Genomic DNA, 22,146 nt, shown 5'->3' with positions numbered 1-22,146 from the left:
GAGGAAAGTACATGAGCTACAAAGCCGTTGCCGCGCTGGCGTTTACCAGCATGTTCAGCATAAGCACTCTGTTAAGCCCTGCGTACGCCCAGGAGCAGGAAAAAGCGCTGAACTTTGGCATTATTTCGACGGAATCACAGCAGAACCTGAAACCTCAGTGGGAACCGTTCCTGAAAGATATGGAAACCAAACTGGGGATCAAAGTGAACGCCTTCTTCGCCCCGGACTATGCGGGCATCATCCAGGGGATGCGCTTTAACAAAGTCGACATCGCCTGGTACGGTAACCTCTCCGCCATGGAAGCGGTGGATCGCGCGAACGGCCAGGTCTTTGCCCAGACCGTTGCCGCGGATGGCTCTCCGGGTTACTGGAGCGTGCTGATCGTCAATAAAGACAGCCCCATTAACAACCTGAACGACATGCTCGCCAAACGTAAAGAGCTGACGTTTGGTAACGGCGATCCCAACTCCACCTCTGGTTTCCTGGTGCCGGGCTATTACGTCTTTGCTAAAAACAACGCCTCTGCCAGCGAGTTTAAGCGCACCGTGAACGCCAGCCATGAAACCAACGCGCTGGCCGTGGCCAATAAGCAGGTGGATGTCGCCACGAATAACACCGAGAACCTCGACAAGCTGAAAACCTCGGCACCGGACAAGCTGAAAGCGCTGAAGGTTATCTGGAAATCCCCTCTGATCCCGGGCGACCCCATCGTCTGGCGCAAAAACCTGTCTGAGACCACCAAAGACAAGGTGTACGACTTCTTTATGAATTACGGCAAAACGCCGGAAGAAAAAACGGTTCTGGAACGTCTGGGCTGGGCACCTTTCCGCCCGTCAAGCGACCTGCAGCTGGTCCCGATTCGCCAGCTGGCGCTGTTTAAAGAGATGCAGGGCGTGAAGGACAACAAGGGCCTGAAGGAGGAGGAGAAGAGCAGCAAAGTGGCTGCGATTCAGGCTCAGCTCGAAGACCTTGACCGCCTGACCGCGGCGCTCGGCGCCATGAGCAGCGTGAATAAAGCGGTGCAATAACGCTTACCGCCCTCTCCCGGTGGGAGAGGGCATTCAGACCAAAGGGGCATACATGCAAACCATCACCCTCCCACCGCCGAAACGCAGCTGGTTCTCGCTTTTTAGCTGGGCCATTTTGCTTGCGGTGCTCGTTATCTCCTGGCAGGGCGCGGAAATGGATCCGCTGCTGCTGTTTAAAGATGCCGGCAATATGGCCACTTTTGCCGCCGACTTCTTCCCGCCTGATTTCAGCCAGTGGCAGGATTACCTCAGCGAAATGGCGGTCACTCTGCAAATCGCCGTCTGGGGCACCGCCCTGGCCGTCATCCTTTCTGTTCCGTTCGGCCTGATGAGCGCCGAGAACATCGTACCGTGGTGGATTTACCAGCCGATGCGTCGCCTGATGGACGCCTGCCGCGCCATCAACGAAATGGTCTTTGCCATGCTGTTCGTGGTGGCCGTCGGCCTGGGTCCGTTCGCCGGGGTGATGGCGCTGTTTATTCATACCACCGGCGTGCTCTCCAAGCTGCTCTCCGAAGCGGTGGAAGCTATCGAGCCGGGCCCGGTCGAAGGGATCCGCGCAACGGGCGCCAACAAAATTGAAGAGATTCTCTTCGGCGTACTGCCCCAGGTAATGCCGCTGCTGATCTCCTACTCCCTGTACCGTTTCGAATCCAACGTTCGTTCCGCCACCGTCGTCGGCATGGTGGGCGCAGGCGGTATTGGCGTCACGCTGTGGGAAGCGATTCGCGGGTTCCAGTTCCAGCAAACCTGCACCCTGATGGTGCTCATTATCATCACCGTCAGCCTGCTGGATTTTATGTCTCAACGTTTGCGTAAGCACTTCATCTGAGAAGCGAGGCTTTGATTTGTATGCACTTATCCAGACATCCGACCAGTTACCCTACCCGCTGGCAAGAGATAGCGGCAAAGCTCGAGGTGGAACTTCGCACCCACTACCGCTGCGGAGACTACCTGCCTGCCGAGCAGCAGCTTGCCGACCGCTATGAAGTGAACCGACACACGCTGCGCCGCGCCATTGATCAGCTGGTCGAGCGCGGCTGGGTGCAGCGCCGTCAGGGCGTCGGCGTGCTGGTGTTGATGCGCCCGTTTGACTATCCGCTCAATGCGCAGGCGCGTTTTAGCCAGAACCTGCTGGATCAGGGCAGCCACCCGACCAGCGAAAAACTGCTGTCGGTGCTGCGCCCGGCCTCAAGCCACGTCGCGGACGCGCTGGGCATTCAGGAGGGCGACAATGTCATCCACCTGCGTACCCTGCGTCGGGTCAACGGCGTGGCGGTGTGCCAGATAGACCACTACTTCGCCGACCTGGCGCTGTGGCCGGTGCTGCAAAATTTCTCCAGCGGCTCGCTGCATGATTTTCTTCAGGATGCCACGGGCATCGCGCTTAAACGTACCCAGACGCGCATCAGTGCCCGCCGCGCGCAGGCCAAAGAGAGCAAAGTGCTGGAGATCCCCAACATGGCTCCGCTGCTCTGCGTTCGCACCCTCAACCACCGTGACGGCGAAATAGACGCGACGGAATACTCCGTCAGCCTGACCCGCGCCGACATGATCGAATTCACCATGGAGCACTGAATGCATTTCGATACCTCCACCCGCCAGCGCTGGATGGGCGTACTGGCGCACAGCCAGCCCGCTGCGCTTTCGGACCGCATGCAGGCGCTGAATCTGACGCCGGAATATGACCTCATCCGCGCGCCGGAAATTGGTCTGGTGCAGATCCAGGCGCGTATGGGCGGTACCGGTGAGCGTTTCTTCGCCGGCGATGCCACCCTCACCCGCGCAGTGATCCGCCTGAACAGCGGCACGCTGGGCTACAGCTACGTGCTCGGGCGCGACAAACCACACGCCGAACGCTGCGCGGTGATTGACGCCCTGTTACAGGAACAACCTCATTTCCAGACCCTGATGGAAACCCTTATTGCCCCGCTGGAAGCCGACCGTGCCGCACTGATTGCCGCCCGCCAGGCCCAGATAAACACCAGCCGGGTCGACTTCTTTACGCTCGTTCGCGGAGATAACGCATGACGCTTCAACCCGCTTTTACCCTGGCCGTCCAGGATGCCCAACAAAGTTTTCGTCGCCTGCTGAAAGCCATGAGCGAACCGGGCGTCATCGTCTCGCTGCATCAGCTCTCTCAGGGCTGGCTGCCGCTGAATCTGGCGACCACCAGCGTACTGCTGACGCTCGCCGACAACGACACCCCGGTGTGGCTCTCTGGCGCGTTATCGAATGATATCGCCAGCCAGAACCTGCGCTTTCACACCAACGCCCCGCTGGTTGAACAACCCCGGCAGGCGGTGTTTGCCGTGGCCGACGAGCAAATCAGCCACGAGCAGCTTAATGCCCTGAGCGAAGGAAGCGCGGTGGCACCGGAGACCAGCGCCACGCTGATTTTGCAGGTATCAAGCCTGAGCGGTGGCCGCATGCTGCGACTCACGGGGGCGGGTATTGCCGAAGAGCGCATGGTCGCGCCACAGCTGCCGGAGTGCATCATTCATGAACTGACCGAACGCCCGCATCCGTTCCCACTCGGTATTGACCTGATCCTCACCTGCGGAGAACGCCTGCTGGCCATCCCTCGTACCACTCATGTGGAGGTGTGCTGATGTACGTTGCCGTCAAAGGGGGCGAGAAGGCTATCGCCGCCGCCCATGCCTTGCAGGCGCACAGACGACGGGGTGATGACGCGCTTCCCGAGCTCAGCGTCACCCAGATTGAGCAGCAGCTCAATCTGGCCGTCGACCGGGTAATGACTGAAGGCGGCGTCGCTGACCGCGAACTGGCGGCGCTGGCGCTGAAACAGGCCAGCGGCGACAACGTCGAAGCCATCTTCCTGCTGCGCGCTTATCGCACCACGCTGGCGAAACTGGCGGTGAGCGAACCGATCAATACGGCAGAAATGCGTCTGGAACGTCGTATTTCAGCGGTCTATAAAGACATCCCCGGTGGCCAGCTGCTTGGGCCCACCTATGACTACACCCACCGTCTGCTGGATTTCACCCTGCTGGCGAACGGCGAAACGCCCCAGTTGAACACCTCGGATGCAGAGCAGGTTCCCTCCCCGCACGTTTTTAGCCTGCTGGCGAAACAGGGTCTGGCGAAGGCCGAAGACGATACTGGCGCGCAACCTGACGACATCACCCGCACGCCGCCGGTTTACCCCTGTTCACGCTCGTCGCGCCTGCAGCAACTGATGCGCGGCGACGAGGGGTATTTACTGGCGCTGGCCTACTCCACCCAGCGTGGCTACGGCCGCAACCATCCGTTCGCGGCGGAGATTCGTAGCGGCTTCCTTAACGTCGAGATCGTGCCCGAAGAGCTTGGTTTTGCGGTGAACGTCGGCGAACTGCTCATGACCGAATGCGAAATGGTGAATGGATTTGTCGCCCCCGAGAACGAGGCCCCGCATTTTACCCGCGGTTACGGGCTGGTGTTCGGCATGAGTGAGCGCAAGGCGATGGCGATGGCGCTGGTCGACCGTGCCCTGCAGGCACCGGACTACGGCGAAGCGGTCTCCGGCCCGGCGCAGGACGAGGAGTTCGTGCTGGCCCATGCGGATAACGTCGAGGCCGCGGGCTTCGTTTCCCACCTCAAGCTGCCGCACTACGTCGATTTCCAGGCCGAACTGGAACTGCTGAAACGCCTGCAACGGGAGCGCGCACATGACTAACTTAAGCGGCTACAACTTTGCTTATCTGGATGAACAAACCAAACGCATGATCCGACGCGCCATTTTGAAAGCGGTGGCTATCCCCGGTTATCAGGTGCCGTTCGGCGGCCGCGAAATGCCCATGCCTTACGGCTGGGGTACCGGCGGCATTCAGCTGACCGCCAGCGTCATTGGCGAGTCGGACGTGCTGAAGGTCATCGACCAGGGGGCTGATGACACCACCAACGCCGTGTCGATTCGCCAGTTCTTTCAACGCGTGACGGGCGTCAATACCACCGAAAAAACCGAAGATGCGACGCTGATCCAGACCCGTCACCGCATTCCGGAAACGCCGCTGACGGAAGATCAGATTTTAATTTTTCAGGTGCCTATTCCGGAGCCCCTGCGCTTTATCGAGCCGCGTGAAACGGAAACCCGCACCATGCACGCCCTGGAAGAGTACGGCGTCATGCAGGTGAAGTTGTATGAGGATATCGCCCGCTTCGGCCATATCGCCACGACTTACGCCTATCCGGTCAAGGTCAATGGACGCTACGTGATGGACCCGTCCCCCATCCCCAAATTCGACAACCCGAAGATGGACATGATGCCTGCCCTGCAGCTGTTTGGTGCCGGGCGTGAAAAACGCATCTACGCCGTACCGCCTTACACCCGCGTGGAAAGTCTCGATTTCGACGACCACCCGTTTACGGTGCAGGAGTGGGACGAGCCGTGCGCCATTTGCGGCTCAAAACACAGCTATCTGGACGAAGTGGTGCTGGATGACACGGGCAAACGGATGTTTGTCTGCTCCGATACCGACTTCTGCCGCCAACAGAGCGAGGCGAAAAGCCAATGAAACCGCTGCTTTCGGTTAACAACCTGACTCACCTTTACGCGCCTGGCAAAGGCTTCAGCGACGTCTCGTTTGAGCTGTGGCCGGGCGAGGTGCTGGGCATTGTCGGCGAGTCCGGCTCGGGCAAAACCACCCTGCTGAAATCTATCTCTGCACGACTGACGCCGCAAAATGGCGACATTTTATATGAGGGCCGGTCGCTGTACGGCATGAGCGAGGCCGAACGCCGTCGCCTGCTGCGCACCGAATGGGGCGTGGTGCATCAACATCCCATGGACGGCCTGCGCCGGCAGGTCTCGGCCGGAGGCAATATCGGTGAAAGGCTGATGGCCACCGGCGCACGCCATTATGGCAACATCCGCGCCACGGCACAGCAATGGCTGAGCGATGTGGAGATCCCCACCTCGCGCATTGATGACCTGCCCACCACCTTCTCCGGCGGTATGCAGCAGCGCCTGCAGATTGCCCGCAATCTCGTCACTCACCCGAAGCTGGTGTTTATGGATGAACCCACCGGTGGGCTGGACGTCTCCGTTCAGGCGCGTCTGCTCGACCTGCTGCGCGGCCTGGTGGTGGAACTGAACCTGGCCGTGGTGATTGTCACCCATGATTTAGGCGTTGCCCGCCTGCTGGCGGACCGTCTTCTGGTGATGAAGCAGGGTCAGGTGGTGGAAAGTGGGCTGACCGACCGCGTACTCGACGATCCCCACCATCCGTACACCCAGCTGCTGGTGTCATCGGTATTGCAGAATTAAGAGGCCCCCATGATCCGCGTAGAAAATGTCAGTAAGACCTTTGTGCTCCACCAGCAAAACGGCGTGCGCCTGCCGGTCCTGCACAGCGCCTCTCTGGACGTTAGCAAGGGTGAATGCGTGGTGTTGCACGGCCATTCCGGCAGCGGCAAATCGACGCTGCTGCGCTCCCTGTACGCCAACTATCTGCCGGACGAAGGCCACATCTACATTCGTCATGGCAATGAATGGGTCGATCTGGTGCAGGCGCCGGCGCGTAAGGTGCTGGACGTGCGCCGCTCGACGATCGGCTGGGTCAGCCAGTTTTTGCGGGTGATCCCACGGATCTCCGCCCTGGACGTGGTCATGCAGCCGCTGCTGGACCTGGGCGTTCCGCGCGAGACCTGCGCCGCGAAAGCCGCCGGCCTGCTCACGCGCCTGAACGTGCCGGAACACCTCTGGCACCTTGCCCCGTCGACCTTTTCCGGTGGCGAGCAGCAGCGGGTGAATATCGCCCGCGGGTTTATCGTCGACTACCCGATTTTACTGCTTGATGAACCCACTGCCTCGCTCGACAGCAAGAACAGCGCGGCGGTGGTTGAACTGATCGAACAGGCCAAAGCACGCGGCGCGGCGATCGTGGGGATCTTCCACGACGACACCGTTCGCTCCCGCGTCGCAGACAGGCTGCACCCGATGGGGACGCTCGCATGATCGTGAATAACGTAAAGCTGGTGCTGGAAAATGAAGTCGTTGATGGCTCGATTGAGATCCAGGCCGGAGAGATCCGCGCCTTTGCGGAAACCCAGAGCCGCGCCCCGGAAGCGATGGACGGTGAAGGGGGCTGGCTGCTGCCGGGCCTTATCGAACTGCACACCGATAATCTGGATAAATTCTTTACCCCGCGTCCGAAAGTCGACTGGCCAGCTCATTCCGCAATGAGCAGCCATGACGCGCTGATGGTCGCCAGCGGCATCACCACCGTGCTGGACGCCGTAGCGATTGGCGACGTGCGCGACGGCGGCGACCGTCTGGAAAACCTCGAGAAGATGATCAACGCCGTGGAAGAGACGCAAAAACGCGGCCTTAACCGCGCCGAGCATCGTTTGCACCTGCGGTGTGAACTCCCGCATCACACCACTCTGCCGCTGTTTGAAAAGCTGGTGGACCGCGAGCCGGTCTCACTGGTCTCGTTGATGGACCACTCGCCGGGGCAGCGTCAGTTCGCCAGAATAGAGAAATACCGCGAGTACTATCAGGGAAAATACGCGCTGACCAACGAGGAAATGGCGCGTTATGAAGAGGAACAGAGACAGCTTGCGGCGCAGTGGTCTCAACCAAACCGGCTCTCCATTGCCGCCATGTGTCGGGATCGCAACATTGCCTTAGCCAGCCATGATGATGCGACGCATGAACATGTGCGCGAATCGCACCAGCTTGGCAGCGTAATCGCTGAATTTCCCACCACGTTTGAGGCAGCAGAAGCCTCCCGCACCCACGGCATGAACGTCCTGATGGGGGCGCCGAATATCGTGCGCGGCGGCTCCCACTCCGGCAACGTGGCGGCAAGCGCGCTCGCGTCGCTAGGTCTGCTGGATATCCTCTCGTCCGACTACTACCCCGCCAGCCTGCTGGACGCCGCCTTTCGGGTCGCGGCTGACGAAAACAATCGCTTTACGCTGCCGCAGGCGATTCGTCTGGTAACGAAAAACCCGGCAACGGCACTCAATCTTCACGATCGTGGAGAGATAGCTGAAGGTAAACGGGCGGATCTGGTGCTGGTTCACCGTAAGGGCGAGCACATCCATATCGACCACGTCTGGCGTCAGGGAAAACGGGTGTTCTGATGGGAAGACTAATCTGGCTAATGGGGCCGTCAGGCTCCGGTAAGGACAGCCTGCTGTCCGCGTTACGGCAGCGGGAACATCCCCAGCTTCTGGTTGCGCACCGCTATATCACCCGTGCGGCGAATGCCGGGAGTGAGAACCATATCGCCCTGAGCGAGCCGGAATTTTTCACGCGCGCCGGGCAAAATCTGCTGGCGCTTAGCTGGCACGCCAACGGTTATTACTACGGGATAGGCATCGAGACAGACCTGTGGCTGCACGCCGGGTTCGACGTGCTGGTCAACGGCTCACGCGCACACCTTCAACAAGCGCGCGCCCGCTATGAAGCAGCGCTGTTGCCGGTCTGTCTGCAGGTCTCACCTGATGTGCTGCGCAGCCGGTTGCAGAGCCGGGGTCGCGAAAACGCCAAAGAGATCGAGCAGCGGCTTGAACGTGCGGCGCGCTATACCCCATCGAACTGTCATATCCTCAATAACGACGGAAGTTTGCTACAGTCAGTCGATAACTTTTTAACGCTTATCCGTCAGAAGGAGAAACAGCATGCCTGACTGCCAGCTTCGCCCCGCCACTGCCGACGATGCGCAGATTGTTTACGCGCTGATTTGCGAACTCAAGCAGAGTGAGTTTGATCATCAGGCGTTCCACGCCGGGTATCTTGCCAATCTGCAGGACCACAATATGCGCTACCAGCTGGCTGAACTAAACGGCCAGGTGGTGGGCATGATTGGACTGCATATGCAGTTTCACCTGCACCACGCCAGATGGATTGGCGAGATCCAGGAGCTGGTGGTCATGCCGCAGGCGCGCGGTCTCAGGGTGGGCAGCCAGCTGTTGGCCTGGGCGGAGAACGTGGCGCGGCAGGCGGGCGCTGAACTGACAGAGCTATCCACCAGCGTGAAGCGCCTGGACGCTCACCGTTTTTATGCGCGTGAAGGATATACGCAGAGCCATTTTCGTTTCACCAAACTGTTGTAGAGGTGCACGATGAGTCTGACGATTACGTTAACGGGAACCGGTAGCGCTCAGCTGGTGCCGGTGTTTGGCTGCGACTGCGCCGCGTGTCGCCGGGCGCGTCTGCAGGATAACCATCGCCGTCGCCCCTGTAGCGCGGTAGTCAAATTCAACGATGCGGTAACGCTGCTGGACGCCGGTATCCCGCACCTGATGGACGACTGGCCGGCAGGCAGCTTTCAGCAGTTTTTACTGACCCACTACCATATGGATCACGTCCAGGGGCTGTTCCCCCTGCGCTGGGGCGTCGGTGCCCCTGTTCCGGTGTACGGTCCGCCAGACGAGTCGGGGTGTGACGACCTGTTTAAACACCCGGGGATTCTGGATTTCAGCCATACGGTAGAGCCGTTTGTGGTGTTTGAACTGCAGGGCCTGCGGGTCACGCCGCTGCCGCTGAATCACTCGAAAATCACCTTTGGCTACCTGCTGGAGTCCGCCCACAGTCGCGTGGCCTGGCTCTCCGACACCGCCGGATTACCCGATAAAACGGTAAAATTCCTGCTCAATAACCGGCCGCAGGCGATGATCATCGACTGCAGCCACGAACCGCGTGACGAAACGCCGCGCAACCATTGCGATCTGAATACGGTTATTGCCTTAAATGAGATCATCGGCTGTCCGCAGGTGATCCTGACCCATATCAGTCATCAGTTCGACGTATGGATGATGGATAACCCGCTACCCGATGGGTTCGAGGCGGGATATGACGGAATGACGTTGTTGCTGGATTAGGTTCTCCCCCTCTCTGGATGAGAGGGCGAGGCGTATGGATGCTAAACCGCGCGTATCAGCGATCGTAATCGTCTTCTAACCGGCGCTCATCTTCTTCTAACTGACGTCTGTCATCATCCAGCTGGCGTTGACGCTCATCCAGACGGCGACGGCGATCCTCCAGTTGCCTGCGGCGATCGTCATACTGACGGCTGTCGGTCTGGCGGCTGCGATCGTAGCGATCGTCGTCATCATCGCTACTGCGACTGCTGCTGGGGTTATAGGCATCGTTGATCGCCTGCTGAATATTGCCAATGGCTTCATCAATAACATCGGCGTGAGCCAGTTGGCTGGTAAGTGACAGCAGACCAAATAACAGAGCGGTAGAGTAACGTTTCATAAGACCAGACTCGCAGGTGGACTGGCCTTACGGTAATGAACAACAGCTGGCTGGGGTAGCGGAGGAATCTCAAATTACCATCACCTTGCGCAACGCCTGCGCCAGCTGTACACGGGTAAAAGGCTTACGCAGTAACGCCACGTCCGGCAGTTGCGGGTTATGCGTCGGACGCAAATCCTGGCCGCTGATCAGCAACACCGGAAGCTGCGGATAATGGCTGCGCACATGGTTGATCACCTCGGCACCGCTGAGGTTACCGGGCAGCATTAAGTCGCTAATGAACATGCCAATATCCGGTGACGCGTCCAGCATCTTCAGGGCCTGTTCGCCGTTGTCCGCTTCAAGCGTCAGATAGCCCAGCTGATGCAGCTGCTCGCACAGGGTCTGGCGGACATCGGCTTCATCTTCCAGCACCAGTACCAGGCGTTCATTTTCAACGGCAGCCGCGGCGGCCTGGGTCTCATCAGCAGAACGAACAGGCAGCGTCGAGCGTGGCAGATGCAGCCGCACGGTGGTCCCCTGCCCTGGCGCGCTTTCAATCTCCACGCGCCCACCGGACTGGCGTACAAAACCGTAGACCATCGACAGGCCTAATCCGCTACCGCTCCCGGTTTGCTTGGTCGTGAAGAACGGTTCGAAGACCCGGGATTTGACCTCCTGCGACATTCCACTTCCCCGGTCAATAACCTCCAGCGCCACCATATCCTGCCTGCGTCCGTCACTGCGGGTCACGCGCTGATTCCACGTGCGGATCTTAATAACCCCTGTCTGTCCCTCCATCGCATCGCGGGCGTTCATCACCAGGTTAATAATGGCGTTTTCCAGCTGGCTGACGTCTATCCACGCCGGCCACGCCGGTGATTGCGCTTCAATTTCCAGCGTCAGGGTGGCCGGCAGCGAGTGGTACATCAACTCCCGCAGGTTCTCGAGCAGCGGTTTCATCTCTACCGCGTGCGGCGTCAGGGATTGCTTGCGGGAAAACGCCAGCAGGCGCTGGGTCAGCACCGCACCACGCTCGGCGGCCTTGAGTGCCCGGGTGATACGCGGGGCGTCCTGTGAGTCAGGATCGGTGAGTTCCAGACTGCCAATGATCACCGCCAGCAGGTTGTTAAAGTCATGCGCCAGACCGCCCGTCAGCTGCCCGACGGCCTTCATCTTCTGGCTGTGCACCAACGCCTCTTCCAGCCCCTGACGCTCGATGCGGTCGATCTCCATCTGCGTGGTTTTTTCTTTCAGCAGGCGGGTGGTGTGGACAAGCGAGGCGGTGTTGCGGGCAAAAACGTTAAACGCTCGCGCCAGCTCACCCAGCTCATCACGGCGCTGCAGTCCGGGGACGGAAACATCCTGTTCGCCGTGGGCAAGGCGCGACATCGCCCGGGAGATGGCCGTCAGGTTGGAGGCCAGATTACGGTAGATATACCAACAGGCGCACCCGGTGATGATCAGCGCCAGCACGGCGAACACACTGATAAATACGCTGATGGAGCGCAGCTCCTGGTGACTCTGGGCAGTGCGCAGCCGGGAGGCCTGCGCCACCTGTTCAACGTACTGATTGATGTCGCTGTTTAATATCGCCACCAGCGCCTTGATGTGGAACATATACCAGCTGATCGCCAGATCGCTCTCCTCCAGCTGCGTCGAGAGCGGAACAAGCTTGTGAAGCTCGGCATTAAAATCGGGCAGGATAGCGTTCACCACGGGCTGCGTCACGCTCCGGGGCAGCGTTGCCGTCACGGCATCCAGCTGCTGAACCATGGCGCGCGGCGAGGGCGTTTCAATAGCGGCGATGATTAGCCTGTCCATTTCCATAAGCTGTTGCGCATCCGGGACGTTGCTGGCGTAACGGCGGTTGATGTCCTGCAGATGGCGCAAATAGCTCTGGCTTTGATAGAGCGCGCTGAGAAGCGCATTACGCTCCAGATGACGCCGCTGCCCGCGCTCCAGCATGCCCGTCACGCTCTGCTGTAACTCATTACTTCTCTGAATAATTCGCGCCACCAGCGCGGGCTCCTGTTGCGCCAGTGGCGCATCGGCAAGCTGTTCCAGCGAGTGACGCAGCGCCATCTGCGTCTGCTTCAGGCGCTCGGCTTCGCCCTTGTATTCCAGCGCGCCTACAACTTGCGATAGCCGTACCGCCGCCGTTGCCACATTGGCGGTATCGCGGGCGAGGTTCATGCTGCCGGTCATGTCATCCAGCGTCTGCTGCTGCACCTGTTCCTGGATCTGGCTGGCATGACGAAAGCCGAGCACCGCCACGCCGCTGACCATCAGCGTCACCGCCACCACCAACAGATTAAAAATCAGCAGGCGACCACGGGCGCTGGCAAAGAAGGGCGGACGGTGTGATGGCATACGGTAAGCTCCAGTGCAATGTGATGCCCTCACCCTGGCCCTCTCCTGCTGAGAGGGAAAAAGCGGGGAATTGTGATGTAAGTTAACTATTCATAACTATGACAAATATGAACGGCTTCTGACATTTTGCATTTACCAACCTGTGATGAAGTGCGGATATCGACATTCAAGGAGATCCGCCATGAGCAGAACCCCGGTACTGGAGATGCGCAACATTGCCAAAACGTTTGGCCATTTCCACGCGATCAAGGGTGTGGATTTGACGGTGTACCCCGGTGAGATCCACGCGCTGATGGGGGAAAACGGCGCAGGAAAGAGTACCCTGATGAAGATCCTCGCGGGGGCCTATACCGCCACCAGCGGCGAGATCCTGATTGACGGACAGCCGTTTCACATCAAAGGGCCAAAGGATGCGCTGGCCGCGGGTATCACCCTCATTTATCAGGAGATGCAGCTTGCCCCCAATCTGACCGTCGCTGAAAACATTTTCCTGGGCAGCGAGCTGTCGCGCGCCGGGCTGGTACAGCGCAAAGAGATGGCCGCACAGGCGCAGGCGGTGATTGACCGTCTGGGCGCGCACTTCAAGGCGACCGACCTGGTAATGAGGCTAACCATCGCCGAGCAGCAGCAGGTTGAAATTGCCCGCGCGCTGCACCGCAACAGCCGCATTCTGGTGATGGATGAACCCACCGCCGCCCTCTCCTCACGTGAAACCCATCGCCTGTTCGAGCTGATACTGCGCCTGCGAGAGGAAGGAATGGCGATTATCTATATCAGCCACCGCATGGCGGAAGTGTATGAACTCTCCGATCGCGTCAGCGTTCTGCGTGACGGGCAGTACGTCGGTAGCCTGACGCGCGACAAACTGAACGCCTCTGAGCTGGTGAAGATGATGGTCGGCCGTCCGCTAAGCGATCTGTTTAACAAAGAGCGCGATATCCCGCTCGGCAGCCCGCGTCTTAACGTGCATCACCTTACCGACGGCAAGAAAGTGCTCCCCTGCAGTCTGCAGGTGCGTTCCGGAGAAATTGTCGGGCTGGCAGGTCTGGTGGGCGCCGGACGTTCCGAACTGGCGCAGCTGATCTTCGGCGCGCGCAAAGCCACGGGCGGCATGATTGAGGTCGACGGCGAACCGGTGGTGATCCACTCCCCACGTGCCGCCATCGACAACGGGATCGGTTTTCTCACCGAGAACCGCAAAGAACAAGGGCTGTTCCTCGAGCTGGCCGCACAGGAGAACATCACCATGGCGACGCTGGAGCGCGACGCCACCTTCGGCATGCTGAACCGCAAAAAAGCGCAGACCATTTCTGACGATGCGATCGCCCTGCTTAACATCCGCGTGCCGCATTCACAGGTCCGCGCGGGTGGCTTGTCCGGGGGCAATCAGCAAAAGCTGCTTATCTCCCGCTGGGTGGCCATCGGCCCACGCATTCTGATTCTGGATGAACCGACGCGCGGCGTCGACGTCGGGGCGAAAAGTGAAATCTACCGCATCATGAACCAGATGGCGCGCAAAGGCGTGGCGATCCTGATGATCTCCAGCGAGCTGCCGGAAATCGTCGGCATGAGCGACCGCGTCTATGTCATGCGTGAAGGCAGCATTGCAGGTGAACTTCACGGAGCAGAAATTTCTCAGGAAAACATCATGACGCTGGCGACCGGCGTGAACGACTCTCATCATCAGGCGGTGCAACTATGACAAATTCAACCCATCCGCAGCAGGTGGCGAAGTCCGCCTCTGCCAAAAAAATGCTGATGAGCGATCTGATGCAGACGGTCGGCATTTTGCCCATCTTGATCCTGATTGTGGCGGTATTTGGTTTTATCGCGCCTAACTTCTTTACCGAAAGTAATCTGCTCAATATCACCCGCCAGGCGTCGATCAACATCGTACTGGCCGCAGGGATGACCTTCATCATTCTGACCGGCGGGATCGACCTCTCCGTCGGCTCCATTCTGGGCACCACGGCCGTGGCGGCGATGGTGGTGTCGTTAATACCTGAGTTCGCCATGCTTTCTATTCCGGCAGCGCTCATGCTCGGCCTGGTGCTGGGTTTGTTCAACGGCGCGCTGGTGGCTTTTGCCGGGCTGCCGCCGTTTATCGTGACGCTCGGTACCTATACGGCCCTGCGCGGTGCGGCTTATTTGCTGGCGGACGGTACGACCGTCATTAACTCCAACATTAACTTTGAGTGGATCGGCAATAACTACCTCGGCCCCATTCCGTGGCTGGTGGTGATCGCGCTGGCGGTAATTGTGCTGTGCTGGTTTATTCTGCGCCGCACCACGCTTGGCGTTCACATTTATGCGGTTGGCGGCAACATGCAGGCGGCGCGTCTGACAGGCATTAAGGTCTGGCTGGTGCTGTTGTTTGTGTACGGCATGAGCGGGCTGCTCTCGGGCCTGGGCGGCGTGATGAGTGCCTCGCGTCTCTACAGCGCCAACGGCAACCTGGGCATGGGCTACGAGCTGGATGCGATCGCGGCGGTGATCCTCGGCGGCACCAGCTTTGTCGGCGGGATCGGCACGATCACCGGCACGCTGGTGGGGGCGCTGATCATCGCCACGCTTAACAACGGCATGACGCTGATGGGCGTCTCCTACTTCTGGCAACTGGTGATCAAAGGGGCGGTGATCATCATAGCGGTGCTAATCGACAAATACCGTACCCGACACCATCAAAGTGCATAACAACAATACCCTACAAGCGAGGAAGAGAAGATGCGTTTGAAACCGTTAGTGACCGCGCTCTGTGCTGGCGCGCTGCTTGCCGCAACGCCGTTTGCGCAGGCGAAAGATCTGAAGTCCATCGGCGTGACGGTGGGCGACCTGGCCAACCCATTCTTCGTGCAGATCACCAAAGGTGCCGAGCTGGAAGCGCGCAAACTGGCGGGGGATAACGTCAAAGTGACGCTGGTCTCCAGCGGTTACGATCTCGGCCAGCAGGTGGCGCAGATCGACAACTTTATTGCGGCCAAAGTGGACATGATCATCCTTAACGCCGCGGATTCCAAAGGGATCGGCCCGGCGGTTAAACGCGCGAAAGAGGCCGGGATCGTGGTTGTCGCGGTTGACGTCGCGGCGGAAGGGGCGGATGCCACCATCACCTCCGATAACACCCAGGCGGGGGAAATGGCCTGTAAATACATTACTGACCGCCTGAAAGGCAAAGGCAACGTGGTCATCATCAACGGGCCGCCAGTGTCCGCGGTGCAAAACCGCGTCGAAGGCTGCCAGACCGAGTTCAAAAAACATCCGGATATCAAGGTGCTCTCTGATAACCAGAACGCCAAAGGTAGCCGTGAAGGCGGTCTGGAAGTGATGACCTCACTGCTGGCGGCCAATCCGAAGATCGACGGCGTGTTCGCGATTAACGATCCGACGGCGATCGGTGCCGATCTGGCGGCAAAACAGGCCCAACGCAATGAATTCTTTATCGTTGGCGTAGACGGCAGCCCGGACGGCGAGGAAGCGCTTAAGCGTGAGAACTCCCTGTTTGTCGCGACGCCGGCTCAGGATCCGCAGGTAATGGCGGCAAAAGCGGTTGAGATCGGCTATGACATTCTGCAGGGCAAACCTGCGCCTAAAGAGCCTGTGCTGATCCCGGTGACGATGATCGATAAAAAGAACGTCGGATCCTATAAGGGGTGGACAGTGAAGTGATGTAGTGCGGTTTGATGCCCTCACCCTGATCTTCTCTTCGCGGGAGAGTTGGGGTGAGGCCTGACATAGCGTCCAGGGGGCCCCATGAAACGCTCCGAAATCAATGAAATCCTTGGCCACACGCGGCAGTTCTTCTCCATGCACGATGTGCATCTCCCTCCCTTTGCCAGTTTTCCGCCGACGAAATGGCAGCAGCTTGACCCGGCCGCCTGGCAGGAAGTGTTTGATCTCAGGCTTGGCTGGGACGTAACGGCATTCGGCAGCGACCATTTTGCCGCACAGGGGCTAACGCTCTTTACCCTGCGCAATGGCTCACCGAACGGCGTGCCCTATGAAAAGTGCTATGCCGAAAAAATCATGCACGTCCGGGATGGTCAGGTGACGCCCATGCATTTTCACTGGCGTAAACGGGAAGACATCATCAACCGTGGCGGCGGAAACCTGATCGTCGAGTTATGGAATGCCGGCGCACATCAAGAACCTGAAAATACCGACGTGACCGTTACCCTCGACGGCTGTCTGCAGACCCACGCGCCCGGCAGTCAGTTACGCCTGCAACCCGGGGACAGCATCTGCCTCCCCCCCGGCCTGTACCACAGTTTCTGGGGCGAACGCGGTTTTGGCGACGTACTGGTGGGGGAAGTGTCATCGGTGAATGACGATGAACACGATAACCATTTTTTACAGCCCATTGCCCGCTATAACAATATCGAGGAAGACGAACCGGCGGTGCTGGTGTTGTGCAACGAGTACAACCTGTTTCGGAAATAAGGAGTAAATAATGCCATTGATTTCTCTTGCCGACGGTCTTGAGCACGCCAGGAAACACCGCTACGCGCTCGGCGCGTTTAACGTTCTCGACTCCCATTTTTTGCGCGCGCTGTTTGCTGCCGCGAAACAGGAACGCTCGCCGTTTATCATTAATATTGCGGAAGTCCACTTTAAGTATGTCTCCCTGGAGTCGCTGGTCGAAGCGGTCAGGTTTGAAGCCGCCCGTCATGATATTCCGGTGGTGCTCAACCTCGATCACGGCCTGCATTTCGAGGCGGTGGTACGTGCGCTGCGCGTAGGCTTCAGCTCCGTGATGTTTGATGGATCCACTCTGAGCTACGAAGAAAACATTCGCCAGACGCGGGAGGTGGTGAAGATGTGCCACGCGGTTGGCGTATCGGTAGAAGCGGAGCTGGGTGCGGTAGGCGGTGACGAAGGTGGCGCGTTGTATGGCCATGCGGATGAAGCGTTGTTTACGGACCCGCTGCGGGCGCGCGAGTTTGTCGATGCCACCGGCATTGATGCGCTGGCGGTCGCCATTGGCAACGCGCACGGTAAATACAAAGGCGAGCCAAAACTCGATTTCCCTCGTCTGGACGCCATTCGCCAGAAGACCGGCCTGCCGTTGGTCTTACACGGCGGCTCCGGCATCAGCGATGCCGATTTTCGTCGCGCCATCGAACTGGGGATCCATAAAATCAACTTTTATACCGGCATGTCACAGGCCGCGCTCTCCGCCGTTGAGCAACGGATGGCAAAACGTCAGCCTCTGTACGATGAATTTGCAGAACTGTTGCTGGGCATAGAGGAGGCGATTACCGATACGGTCGCCGCGCAAATGCGCATCTTTGGCAGCGCGGGGCAGGCATAATGGAACGTAAAGGGATTATCGCCGCCGGCAATATGCTGGTGGATCATGTCCACCAGATTGTGCAATGGCCGGAGCGCGGCTGGCTGGCGGAGATTACCCACAGCGAACGTTCAACCGGCGGTGCGCCGCTGAACGTCCTGCTGACGCTGGCCAAAATGCACGTTGGCCTGCCGCTGCAGGCCGTCGGCCTGATTGGCGAAGATAGCGACGGCGATTACATCCTGGCGATGCTCGACCAGTATCACGTCAACCGCCAGCGGGTGCAGCGCACGACCTTTGCGCCAACCTCTATGTCACAGGTTATGACCGACCCCAGCGGGCAGCGCACTTTTTTCCACTCCCCGGGCGCCAACCGTCTTCTGGATCTGCCCGCCTTCGACCGCCTCGACGGCGCGATGAAGATTTTCCATCTCGGCTACCTGTTACTGCTCGACAGCCTGGATATGCCCGATGACGAGTACGGCACCCGCAGCGCACGGCTGCTGGCCCAGATGCGCGATCAGGGGTATGAAACCTCGCTCGATCTGGTCTCGCGAAAGGGTGACCCGCGCTATCAGCCGCTGGTCCTCCCTGCCCTGCGCCATCTTGATTATCTGGTCATCAACGAACTGGAAGCCGGCGAGTTTAGCGGGCTGGAAATGCGCGACGAGAACGATGCCCCGCACATTGCCCATATCGCGGAAGCCGCCTCACAGCTTCTGGCGGCTGGGGTGCGTCAGCGGGTGGTGATCCACTGTCCGGAAGGGGCGTGGGGGTTAACACCGGACGATGAAGGGCGTTGGATCCCCTCCTGGTTGCTGGAGCGGGAAGAGATTATCGGCAGCGTCGGAGCGGGTGATGCCTTCTGCGCAGGCTTCTTATACGGCTGCCATGAAGCGTTGCCGCTGGTCGAGAGTATTTACCTGGCCCATGCCTGCGCGCGGGCAAGCCTGCTGGCTGCGAACGCCATTGATGGGGCAAAAACGCTGGCCGAGCTGCAGCTGTTTATTAAAGAGAATATTTAAGCCGCTTTCTCGCTGTGAGACACATCGGCAGCAAAGACGTAGCCCAGCCCCCGGACGGTTTTAATGAGTGCGGGCTGATGCGGGTTGGCTTCTATTTTACGGCGCAGGCGCATGATCAACACATCGATTGTGCGGTCGAACACCTCGGCACTTTCGCTGTGCGTCAGCTCGAGCAGTTGTTCCCGGCTGAGCACCCGCCGGGCGTTCTGGGTGAGCGCCAGCAGCAGACCATATTCTCCCTGGGTCAACGGTACGGGGTTACGCTGCGGATCGCTGAGTTCACAGCGGGAGGTATCCAGCGTCCAGCCATTGAACGTCACGCCCGCCACGCGTGGCACCGGGGTGTCTGCGGCCAGTGCCCCGGTACGGCGAAGCACGGCTTTAACCCGGGCAACCACCACGCGCGGGTTAAACGGTTTGCCAATATAATCGTCGGCCCCCATCTCCAGCCCCACCACCACGTCTGACTCACTGCCCAGCCCGGTCAGCATCACCACCGGCAGCTCCGGACGTTGCTTTTGCAGGTGCAGTAATACCTGCAGGCCGTTGATATCCGGCAGCATCATATCCAGCAGGACAAGGGCGATGTGTGGCTCATGCTGAACCAGACTCAGCGCGTCCTGGCCGTTATGGCAGACAAGCACGCTAAAGACGTGCTCACTCAGCACATCCTGCAGCAGCTCGCAGACTGCGGTATCGTCATCAACCACCAGAATCGCCGGTTTCATCGCATGCTTCCATCAGGGGATTATGTTAAGTCTGAACTATTCTGCCGTCGGCTCCAGCCAATTTGACTTTTACATGACGGAATTACAACCCATGTCACATCCACTGCCCATTCGACACGTCAATTTTGACGATTCGCTGTTTTTCGTCAGGGTTTTGCCCCTCTGTTGGCCGTAAAGTCTGCGGATACCCACAATAAAAACATGGCATAGAAGCTGCATAGTGGGGCGTAAGCATTGATTAACTGGAGCAGACTGATGAAAAAAGTCGTCACGGTTTGCCCTTATTGTGCCTCGGGTTGCAAGATCAACCTGGTGGTCGATAACGGCAAAATCGTCCGGGCGGAGGCCGCCCAGGGGAAAACCAACCAGGGCACGCTGTGCCTGAAAGGCTACTACGGCTGGGATTTTATTAACGATACCCAAATCCTTACCCCACGCCTGAAAACCCCTATGATCCGCCGCGAGCGCGGTGGCAAGCTGGAAGCCGTTTCCTGGAGCGAGGCGCTGGATTATGTCGCCACGCGCCTGAGCGCCATCAAAGCCAAGTATGGCCCGGATGCGATCCAGACTACCGGCTCTTCACGCGGTACCGGTAATGAAACCAACTATGTAATGCAAAAATTCGCGCGCGCCGTTATTGGTACCAATAACGTCGACTGCTGCGCTCGCGTCTGACACGGCCCATCGGTTGCAGGTCTGCACCAGTCGGTCGGTAACGGCGCTATGAGTAACGCGATCAACGAGATAGATAACACCGATCTCGTGTTTATTTTTGGCTATAACCCGGCGGATTCTCACCCTATCGTCGCGAACCACGTGATTCGCGCCAAACAGAATGGGGCGAAAATCATCGTCTGCGATCCGCGCAAAATTGAAACGGCACGTATTGCGGATATGCACATTGCACTGAAAAACGGTTCGAATATCGCGCTGTTGAATGCGATGGGCCACGTCATTATTGAGGAGAATCTCTACGACCAGGCGTTCGTCGCGACCCGTACGGAAGGGTTTGACGAGTATCGGAAAATTGTCGAAGGCTATACGCCGGAGTCCGTCGAAGCGATAACCGGCGTAAGCGCGCAAGAGATCCGTCAGGCAGCGCGGATGTACGCCGGGGCGAAAACCGCGGCCATTTTGTGGGGCATGGGCGTCACCCAGTTCTATCAGGGCGTGGAAACCGTACGCTCCCTGACAAGCCTCGCGATGCTGACCGGAAATCTGGGCAAACCGCATGTGGGCGTGAACCCGGTGCGTGGTCAGAATAACGTGCAGGGTGCGTGTGACATGGGCGCACTGCCGGATACCTATCCGGGCTATCAGTACGTTAAGTTCCCGGAAAATCGTGAGAAATTCGCGAGGGCCTGGGGCGTGGAGAGCCTGCCGGAACATACCGGGTATCGCATCAGCGAGCTGCCGCACCGTGCGGCACACGGTGAAGTGCGGGCTGCCTACATTATGGGTGAAGATCCGCTGCAGACCGACGCCGAGCTGTCAGCGGTGCGTAAAGGCTTTGAGGATCTCGAACTGGTGATTGTCCAGGACATCTTTATGACCAAAACCGCGGCGGCGGCGGATGTGATTTTACCGTCAACGTCATGGGGCGAGCATGAAGGTGTTTACACGGCGGCAGACCGCGGCTTCCAGCGCTTCTTCAAAGCGGTGGAGCCGAAGTGGGATCTGAAAACCGACTGGCAGATCATCAGCGAAATCGCCACCCGCATGGGTTATCCGATGCACTACAACAACACTCAGGAAATCTGGGACGAGTTGCGCAAACTGTGTCCGGACTTCACCGGTGCCACCTATGAGAAAATGGGTGAACTGGGGTATATCCAGTGGCCGTGCCGCGATGAGTCAGAGGCCGATCAGGGCACGTCGTATCTCTTTAAAGAGAAGTTCGACACCCCGAACGGACTGGCGCAGTTCTTCACCTGCGACTGGGTCGCGCCAATCGATAAACTCACCGATGAGTATCCGATGGTGCTCTCTACCGTGCGTGAAGTGGGCCACTACTCCTGTCGTTCGATGACCGGTAACTGCGCTGCGCTGGCGGCACTGGCGGATGAACCGGGCTATGCGCAGATCAACACCGCTGACGCAGAGCGTCTGGGTATTGAAGATGAAGCCCTGATCTGGGTGCACTCGCGTAAAGGACGCATCATTACCCGTGCGCAGGTCAGCGACCGACCTAACAAAGGGGCGGTCTATATGACCTACCAGTGGTGGATTGGTGCCTGCAACGAACTGGTGACGGAGAACTTAAGCCCGATAACCAAAACGCCGGAGTATAAGTACTGCGCCGTACGCGTGGAGCCGATTGCTGACCAGCACGCCGCGGAACAGTATGTGATTGACGAATATAGCAAGCTGAAAGCCAGACTGCGTGAAAGCGCGTTGGGTTAATGCTGTTAATTAATCGATGAATAAAAGGGGGTGACTTATTCACCCCTTTTTTATTTCTTAATAAGCTATTTATATTATCAATATATATTGTGCACGCTGCCCCGCAGCAATA

The 22,146-nt window shown here is 58.8% G+C and carries 23 protein-coding genes; 20 read left to right on the top strand and 3 right to left on the bottom strand.

All coding sequences use genetic code 11. The features are described 5' to 3' along the window. Positions 1 to 11 precede the first annotated feature (11 nt). From phnD to phnP, 13 genes are read left to right on the top strand one after another with little or no spacing between them, the layout of a single operon-like run. Positions 12 to 1,028, top strand: coding sequence for a phosphonate ABC transporter substrate-binding protein (gene phnD / locus HV242_RS01585; protein ID WP_014168267.1), 1,017 nt, complete (start codon positions 12 to 14; stop codon positions 1,026 to 1,028). Between the two features lie 52 nt (positions 1,029 to 1,080). Next, entirely contained in the window at positions 1,081 to 1,860 is a 780-nt protein-coding gene (gene phnE, locus HV242_RS01580; protein ID WP_181616879.1) for a phosphonate ABC transporter, permease protein PhnE, read from the top strand. A gap of 20 nt (positions 1,861 to 1,880) precedes the next feature. Beyond that, positions 1,881 to 2,606: a phosphonate metabolism transcriptional regulator PhnF gene (gene phnF / locus HV242_RS01575; protein WP_020882813.1), complete on the top strand. Its 726-nt coding sequence runs from the start codon at positions 1,881 to 1,883 to the stop codon at positions 2,604 to 2,606. Continuing rightward, entirely contained in the window at positions 2,607 to 3,059 is a 453-nt protein-coding gene (phnG, locus tag HV242_RS01570; protein ID WP_020882814.1) for a phosphonate C-P lyase system protein PhnG, read from the top strand. Next, on the top strand, positions 3,056 to 3,640 hold the full coding sequence (gene phnH, locus HV242_RS01565) for a phosphonate C-P lyase system protein PhnH (RefSeq protein ID WP_014168263.1): 585 nt from the start codon (positions 3,056 to 3,058) through the stop codon (positions 3,638 to 3,640). The genes phnG and phnH overlap by 4 nt, the downstream gene beginning before the upstream one ends. Continuing rightward, entirely contained in the window at positions 3,640 to 4,704 is a 1,065-nt protein-coding gene (locus HV242_RS01560; protein WP_063858551.1) for a carbon-phosphorus lyase complex subunit PhnI, read from the top strand. The genes phnH and HV242_RS01560 overlap by 1 nt, the downstream gene beginning before the upstream one ends. Next, a complete protein-coding gene (phnJ, locus tag HV242_RS01555) occupies positions 4,697 to 5,542 on the top strand; it encodes an alpha-D-ribose 1-methylphosphonate 5-phosphate C-P-lyase PhnJ (protein WP_014168261.1) in 846 nt (281 codons plus the stop codon). Before HV242_RS01560 ends, phnJ begins: the two co-directional genes overlap by 8 nt. Continuing rightward, positions 5,539 to 6,294, top strand: coding sequence for a phosphonate C-P lyase system protein PhnK (gene phnK / locus HV242_RS01550; RefSeq protein ID WP_032679401.1), 756 nt, complete (start codon positions 5,539 to 5,541; stop codon positions 6,292 to 6,294). The genes phnJ and phnK overlap by 4 nt, the downstream gene beginning before the upstream one ends. A gap of 9 nt (positions 6,295 to 6,303) precedes the next feature. Beyond that, positions 6,304 to 6,984: a phosphonate C-P lyase system protein PhnL gene (gene phnL, locus HV242_RS01545; protein ID WP_014168259.1), complete on the top strand. Its 681-nt coding sequence runs from the start codon at positions 6,304 to 6,306 to the stop codon at positions 6,982 to 6,984. Continuing rightward, the gene (phnM, locus tag HV242_RS01540) at positions 6,981 to 8,117 is read left to right on the top strand and encodes an alpha-D-ribose 1-methylphosphonate 5-triphosphate diphosphatase (protein WP_014168258.1); all 1,137 of its coding nucleotides are present in this window, start codon (positions 6,981 to 6,983) and stop codon (positions 8,115 to 8,117) included. The genes phnL and phnM overlap by 4 nt, the downstream gene beginning before the upstream one ends. Further along, entirely contained in the window at positions 8,114 to 8,665 is a 552-nt protein-coding gene (gene phnN, locus HV242_RS01535) for a ribose 1,5-bisphosphokinase (RefSeq protein ID WP_040018699.1), read from the top strand. The genes phnM and phnN overlap by 4 nt, the downstream gene beginning before the upstream one ends. Next, positions 8,658 to 9,092: an aminoalkylphosphonate N-acetyltransferase gene (gene phnO / locus HV242_RS01530; RefSeq protein ID WP_014168256.1), complete on the top strand. Its 435-nt coding sequence runs from the start codon at positions 8,658 to 8,660 to the stop codon at positions 9,090 to 9,092. The genes phnN and phnO overlap by 8 nt, the downstream gene beginning before the upstream one ends. 9 nt (positions 9,093 to 9,101) lie before the next feature. Next, positions 9,102 to 9,860 carry a phosphonate metabolism protein PhnP gene (phnP, locus tag HV242_RS01525; RefSeq protein ID WP_014168255.1) on the top strand — a complete coding sequence of 253 codons (759 nt, stop codon included), beginning with the start codon at positions 9,102 to 9,104 and terminating at the stop codon, positions 9,858 to 9,860. A 55-nt stretch (positions 9,861 to 9,915) separates the two neighbouring features. On the opposite strand, the gene yjdP is transcribed toward phnP, so the two are convergent. Further along, the gene (gene yjdP, locus HV242_RS01520) at positions 9,916 to 10,239 is read right to left on the bottom strand and encodes a DDRRRQL repeat protein YjdP (RefSeq protein ID WP_014168254.1); all 324 of its coding nucleotides are present in this window, start codon (positions 10,237 to 10,239) and stop codon (positions 9,916 to 9,918) included. Between the two features lie 69 nt (positions 10,240 to 10,308). After that, positions 10,309 to 12,591: an ATP-binding protein gene (locus HV242_RS01515; RefSeq protein ID WP_050737724.1), complete on the bottom strand. Its 2,283-nt coding sequence runs from the start codon at positions 12,589 to 12,591 to the stop codon at positions 10,309 to 10,311. 181 nt (positions 12,592 to 12,772) lie between these two features. Here HV242_RS01515 and HV242_RS01510 point away from each other — a divergent pair, with 181 nt between their 5' ends. The 6 genes from HV242_RS01510 (at position 12,773) to HV242_RS01485 (ending at position 18,903) form a co-directional block, all read left to right on the top strand. Continuing rightward, positions 12,773 to 14,293: a sugar ABC transporter ATP-binding protein gene (locus HV242_RS01510; protein ID WP_050737725.1), complete on the top strand. Its 1,521-nt coding sequence runs from the start codon at positions 12,773 to 12,775 to the stop codon at positions 14,291 to 14,293. Next, positions 14,290 to 15,285: an ABC transporter permease subunit gene (locus HV242_RS01505; protein ID WP_014168244.1), complete on the top strand. Its 996-nt coding sequence runs from the start codon at positions 14,290 to 14,292 to the stop codon at positions 15,283 to 15,285. Before HV242_RS01510 ends, HV242_RS01505 begins: the two co-directional genes overlap by 4 nt. 30 nt (positions 15,286 to 15,315) lie before the next feature. Continuing rightward, on the top strand, positions 15,316 to 16,257 hold the full coding sequence (locus HV242_RS01500) for an ABC transporter substrate-binding protein (protein ID WP_014168243.1): 942 nt from the start codon (positions 15,316 to 15,318) through the stop codon (positions 16,255 to 16,257). A gap of 84 nt (positions 16,258 to 16,341) precedes the next feature. Beyond that, positions 16,342 to 17,028, top strand: a complete 687-nt coding sequence (locus HV242_RS01495) for a D-lyxose/D-mannose isomerase (RefSeq protein ID WP_032681905.1) — start codon at positions 16,342 to 16,344, stop codon at positions 17,026 to 17,028. A gap of 10 nt (positions 17,029 to 17,038) precedes the next feature. After that, positions 17,039 to 17,899 (top strand): ketose 1,6-bisphosphate aldolase, encoded by an 861-nt coding sequence (locus tag HV242_RS01490; RefSeq protein ID WP_032681907.1) that lies wholly within the window; start codon positions 17,039 to 17,041, stop codon positions 17,897 to 17,899. Next, positions 17,896 to 18,903 (top strand): carbohydrate kinase family protein, encoded by a 1,008-nt coding sequence (locus HV242_RS01485; RefSeq protein ID WP_086462941.1) that lies wholly within the window; start codon positions 17,896 to 17,898, stop codon positions 18,901 to 18,903. The genes HV242_RS01490 and HV242_RS01485 overlap by 4 nt, the downstream gene beginning before the upstream one ends. On the opposite strand, the gene HV242_RS01480 is transcribed toward HV242_RS01485, so the two are convergent. Beyond that, entirely contained in the window at positions 18,900 to 19,631 is a 732-nt protein-coding gene (locus HV242_RS01480) for a response regulator (RefSeq protein WP_014168239.1), read from the bottom strand. The genes HV242_RS01485 and HV242_RS01480 overlap by 4 nt on opposite strands. Positions 19,632 to 19,886: 255 nt before the next feature. Between HV242_RS01480 and fdhF the strand changes: the two genes are divergently transcribed. Further along, the gene (gene fdhF, locus HV242_RS01475) at positions 19,887 to 22,034 is read left to right on the top strand and encodes a formate dehydrogenase subunit alpha (RefSeq protein ID WP_080471945.1); all 2,148 of its coding nucleotides are present in this window, start codon (positions 19,887 to 19,889) and stop codon (positions 22,032 to 22,034) included. Positions 22,035 to 22,146: the final 112 nt, after the last annotated feature.

The organism is Enterobacter sp. RHBSTW-00593 (assembly GCF_013784105.1).
Lineage (GTDB): Bacteria > Pseudomonadota > Gammaproteobacteria > Enterobacterales > Enterobacteriaceae > Enterobacter > Enterobacter ludwigii.
This window is presented reverse-complemented; position numbering and strand designations above follow the sequence as displayed.

Excerpts from the sequence above, each read along its gene's own strand:
- phnD (WP_014168267.1), top strand. The coding sequence starts at position 12 with ATGAGCTACAAAGCCGTTGCCGCGCTGGCGTTTACCAGCATGTTCAGC.
- phnE (WP_181616879.1), top strand. The coding sequence starts at position 1,081 with ATGCAAACCATCACCCTCCCACCGCCGAAACGCAGCTGGTTCTCGCTT.
- phnF (WP_020882813.1), top strand. The coding sequence starts at position 1,881 with ATGCACTTATCCAGACATCCGACCAGTTACCCTACCCGCTGGCAAGAG.
- phnG (WP_020882814.1), top strand. The coding sequence starts at position 2,607 with ATGCATTTCGATACCTCCACCCGCCAGCGCTGGATGGGCGTACTGGCG.
- phnH (WP_014168263.1), top strand. The coding sequence starts at position 3,056 with ATGACGCTTCAACCCGCTTTTACCCTGGCCGTCCAGGATGCCCAACAA.
- HV242_RS01560 (WP_063858551.1), top strand. The coding sequence starts at position 3,640 with ATGTACGTTGCCGTCAAAGGGGGCGAGAAGGCTATCGCCGCCGCCCAT.
- phnJ (WP_014168261.1), top strand. The coding sequence starts at position 4,697 with ATGACTAACTTAAGCGGCTACAACTTTGCTTATCTGGATGAACAAACC.
- phnK (WP_032679401.1), top strand. The coding sequence starts at position 5,539 with ATGAAACCGCTGCTTTCGGTTAACAACCTGACTCACCTTTACGCGCCT.
- phnL (WP_014168259.1), top strand. The coding sequence starts at position 6,304 with ATGATCCGCGTAGAAAATGTCAGTAAGACCTTTGTGCTCCACCAGCAA.
- phnM (WP_014168258.1), top strand. The coding sequence starts at position 6,981 with ATGATCGTGAATAACGTAAAGCTGGTGCTGGAAAATGAAGTCGTTGAT.
- phnO (WP_014168256.1), top strand. The coding sequence starts at position 8,658 with ATGCCTGACTGCCAGCTTCGCCCCGCCACTGCCGACGATGCGCAGATT.
- phnP (WP_014168255.1), top strand. The coding sequence starts at position 9,102 with ATGAGTCTGACGATTACGTTAACGGGAACCGGTAGCGCTCAGCTGGTG.
- yjdP (WP_014168254.1), bottom strand. The coding sequence starts at position 10,239 with ATGAAACGTTACTCTACCGCTCTGTTATTTGGTCTGCTGTCACTTACC.
- HV242_RS01515 (WP_050737724.1), bottom strand. The coding sequence starts at position 12,591 with ATGCCATCACACCGTCCGCCCTTCTTTGCCAGCGCCCGTGGTCGCCTG.
- HV242_RS01510 (WP_050737725.1), top strand. The coding sequence starts at position 12,773 with ATGAGCAGAACCCCGGTACTGGAGATGCGCAACATTGCCAAAACGTTT.
- HV242_RS01505 (WP_014168244.1), top strand. The coding sequence starts at position 14,290 with ATGACAAATTCAACCCATCCGCAGCAGGTGGCGAAGTCCGCCTCTGCC.
- HV242_RS01500 (WP_014168243.1), top strand. The coding sequence starts at position 15,316 with ATGCGTTTGAAACCGTTAGTGACCGCGCTCTGTGCTGGCGCGCTGCTT.
- HV242_RS01495 (WP_032681905.1), top strand. The coding sequence starts at position 16,342 with ATGAAACGCTCCGAAATCAATGAAATCCTTGGCCACACGCGGCAGTTC.
- HV242_RS01490 (WP_032681907.1), top strand. The coding sequence starts at position 17,039 with ATGCCATTGATTTCTCTTGCCGACGGTCTTGAGCACGCCAGGAAACAC.
- HV242_RS01480 (WP_014168239.1), bottom strand. The coding sequence starts at position 19,631 with ATGAAACCGGCGATTCTGGTGGTTGATGACGATACCGCAGTCTGCGAG.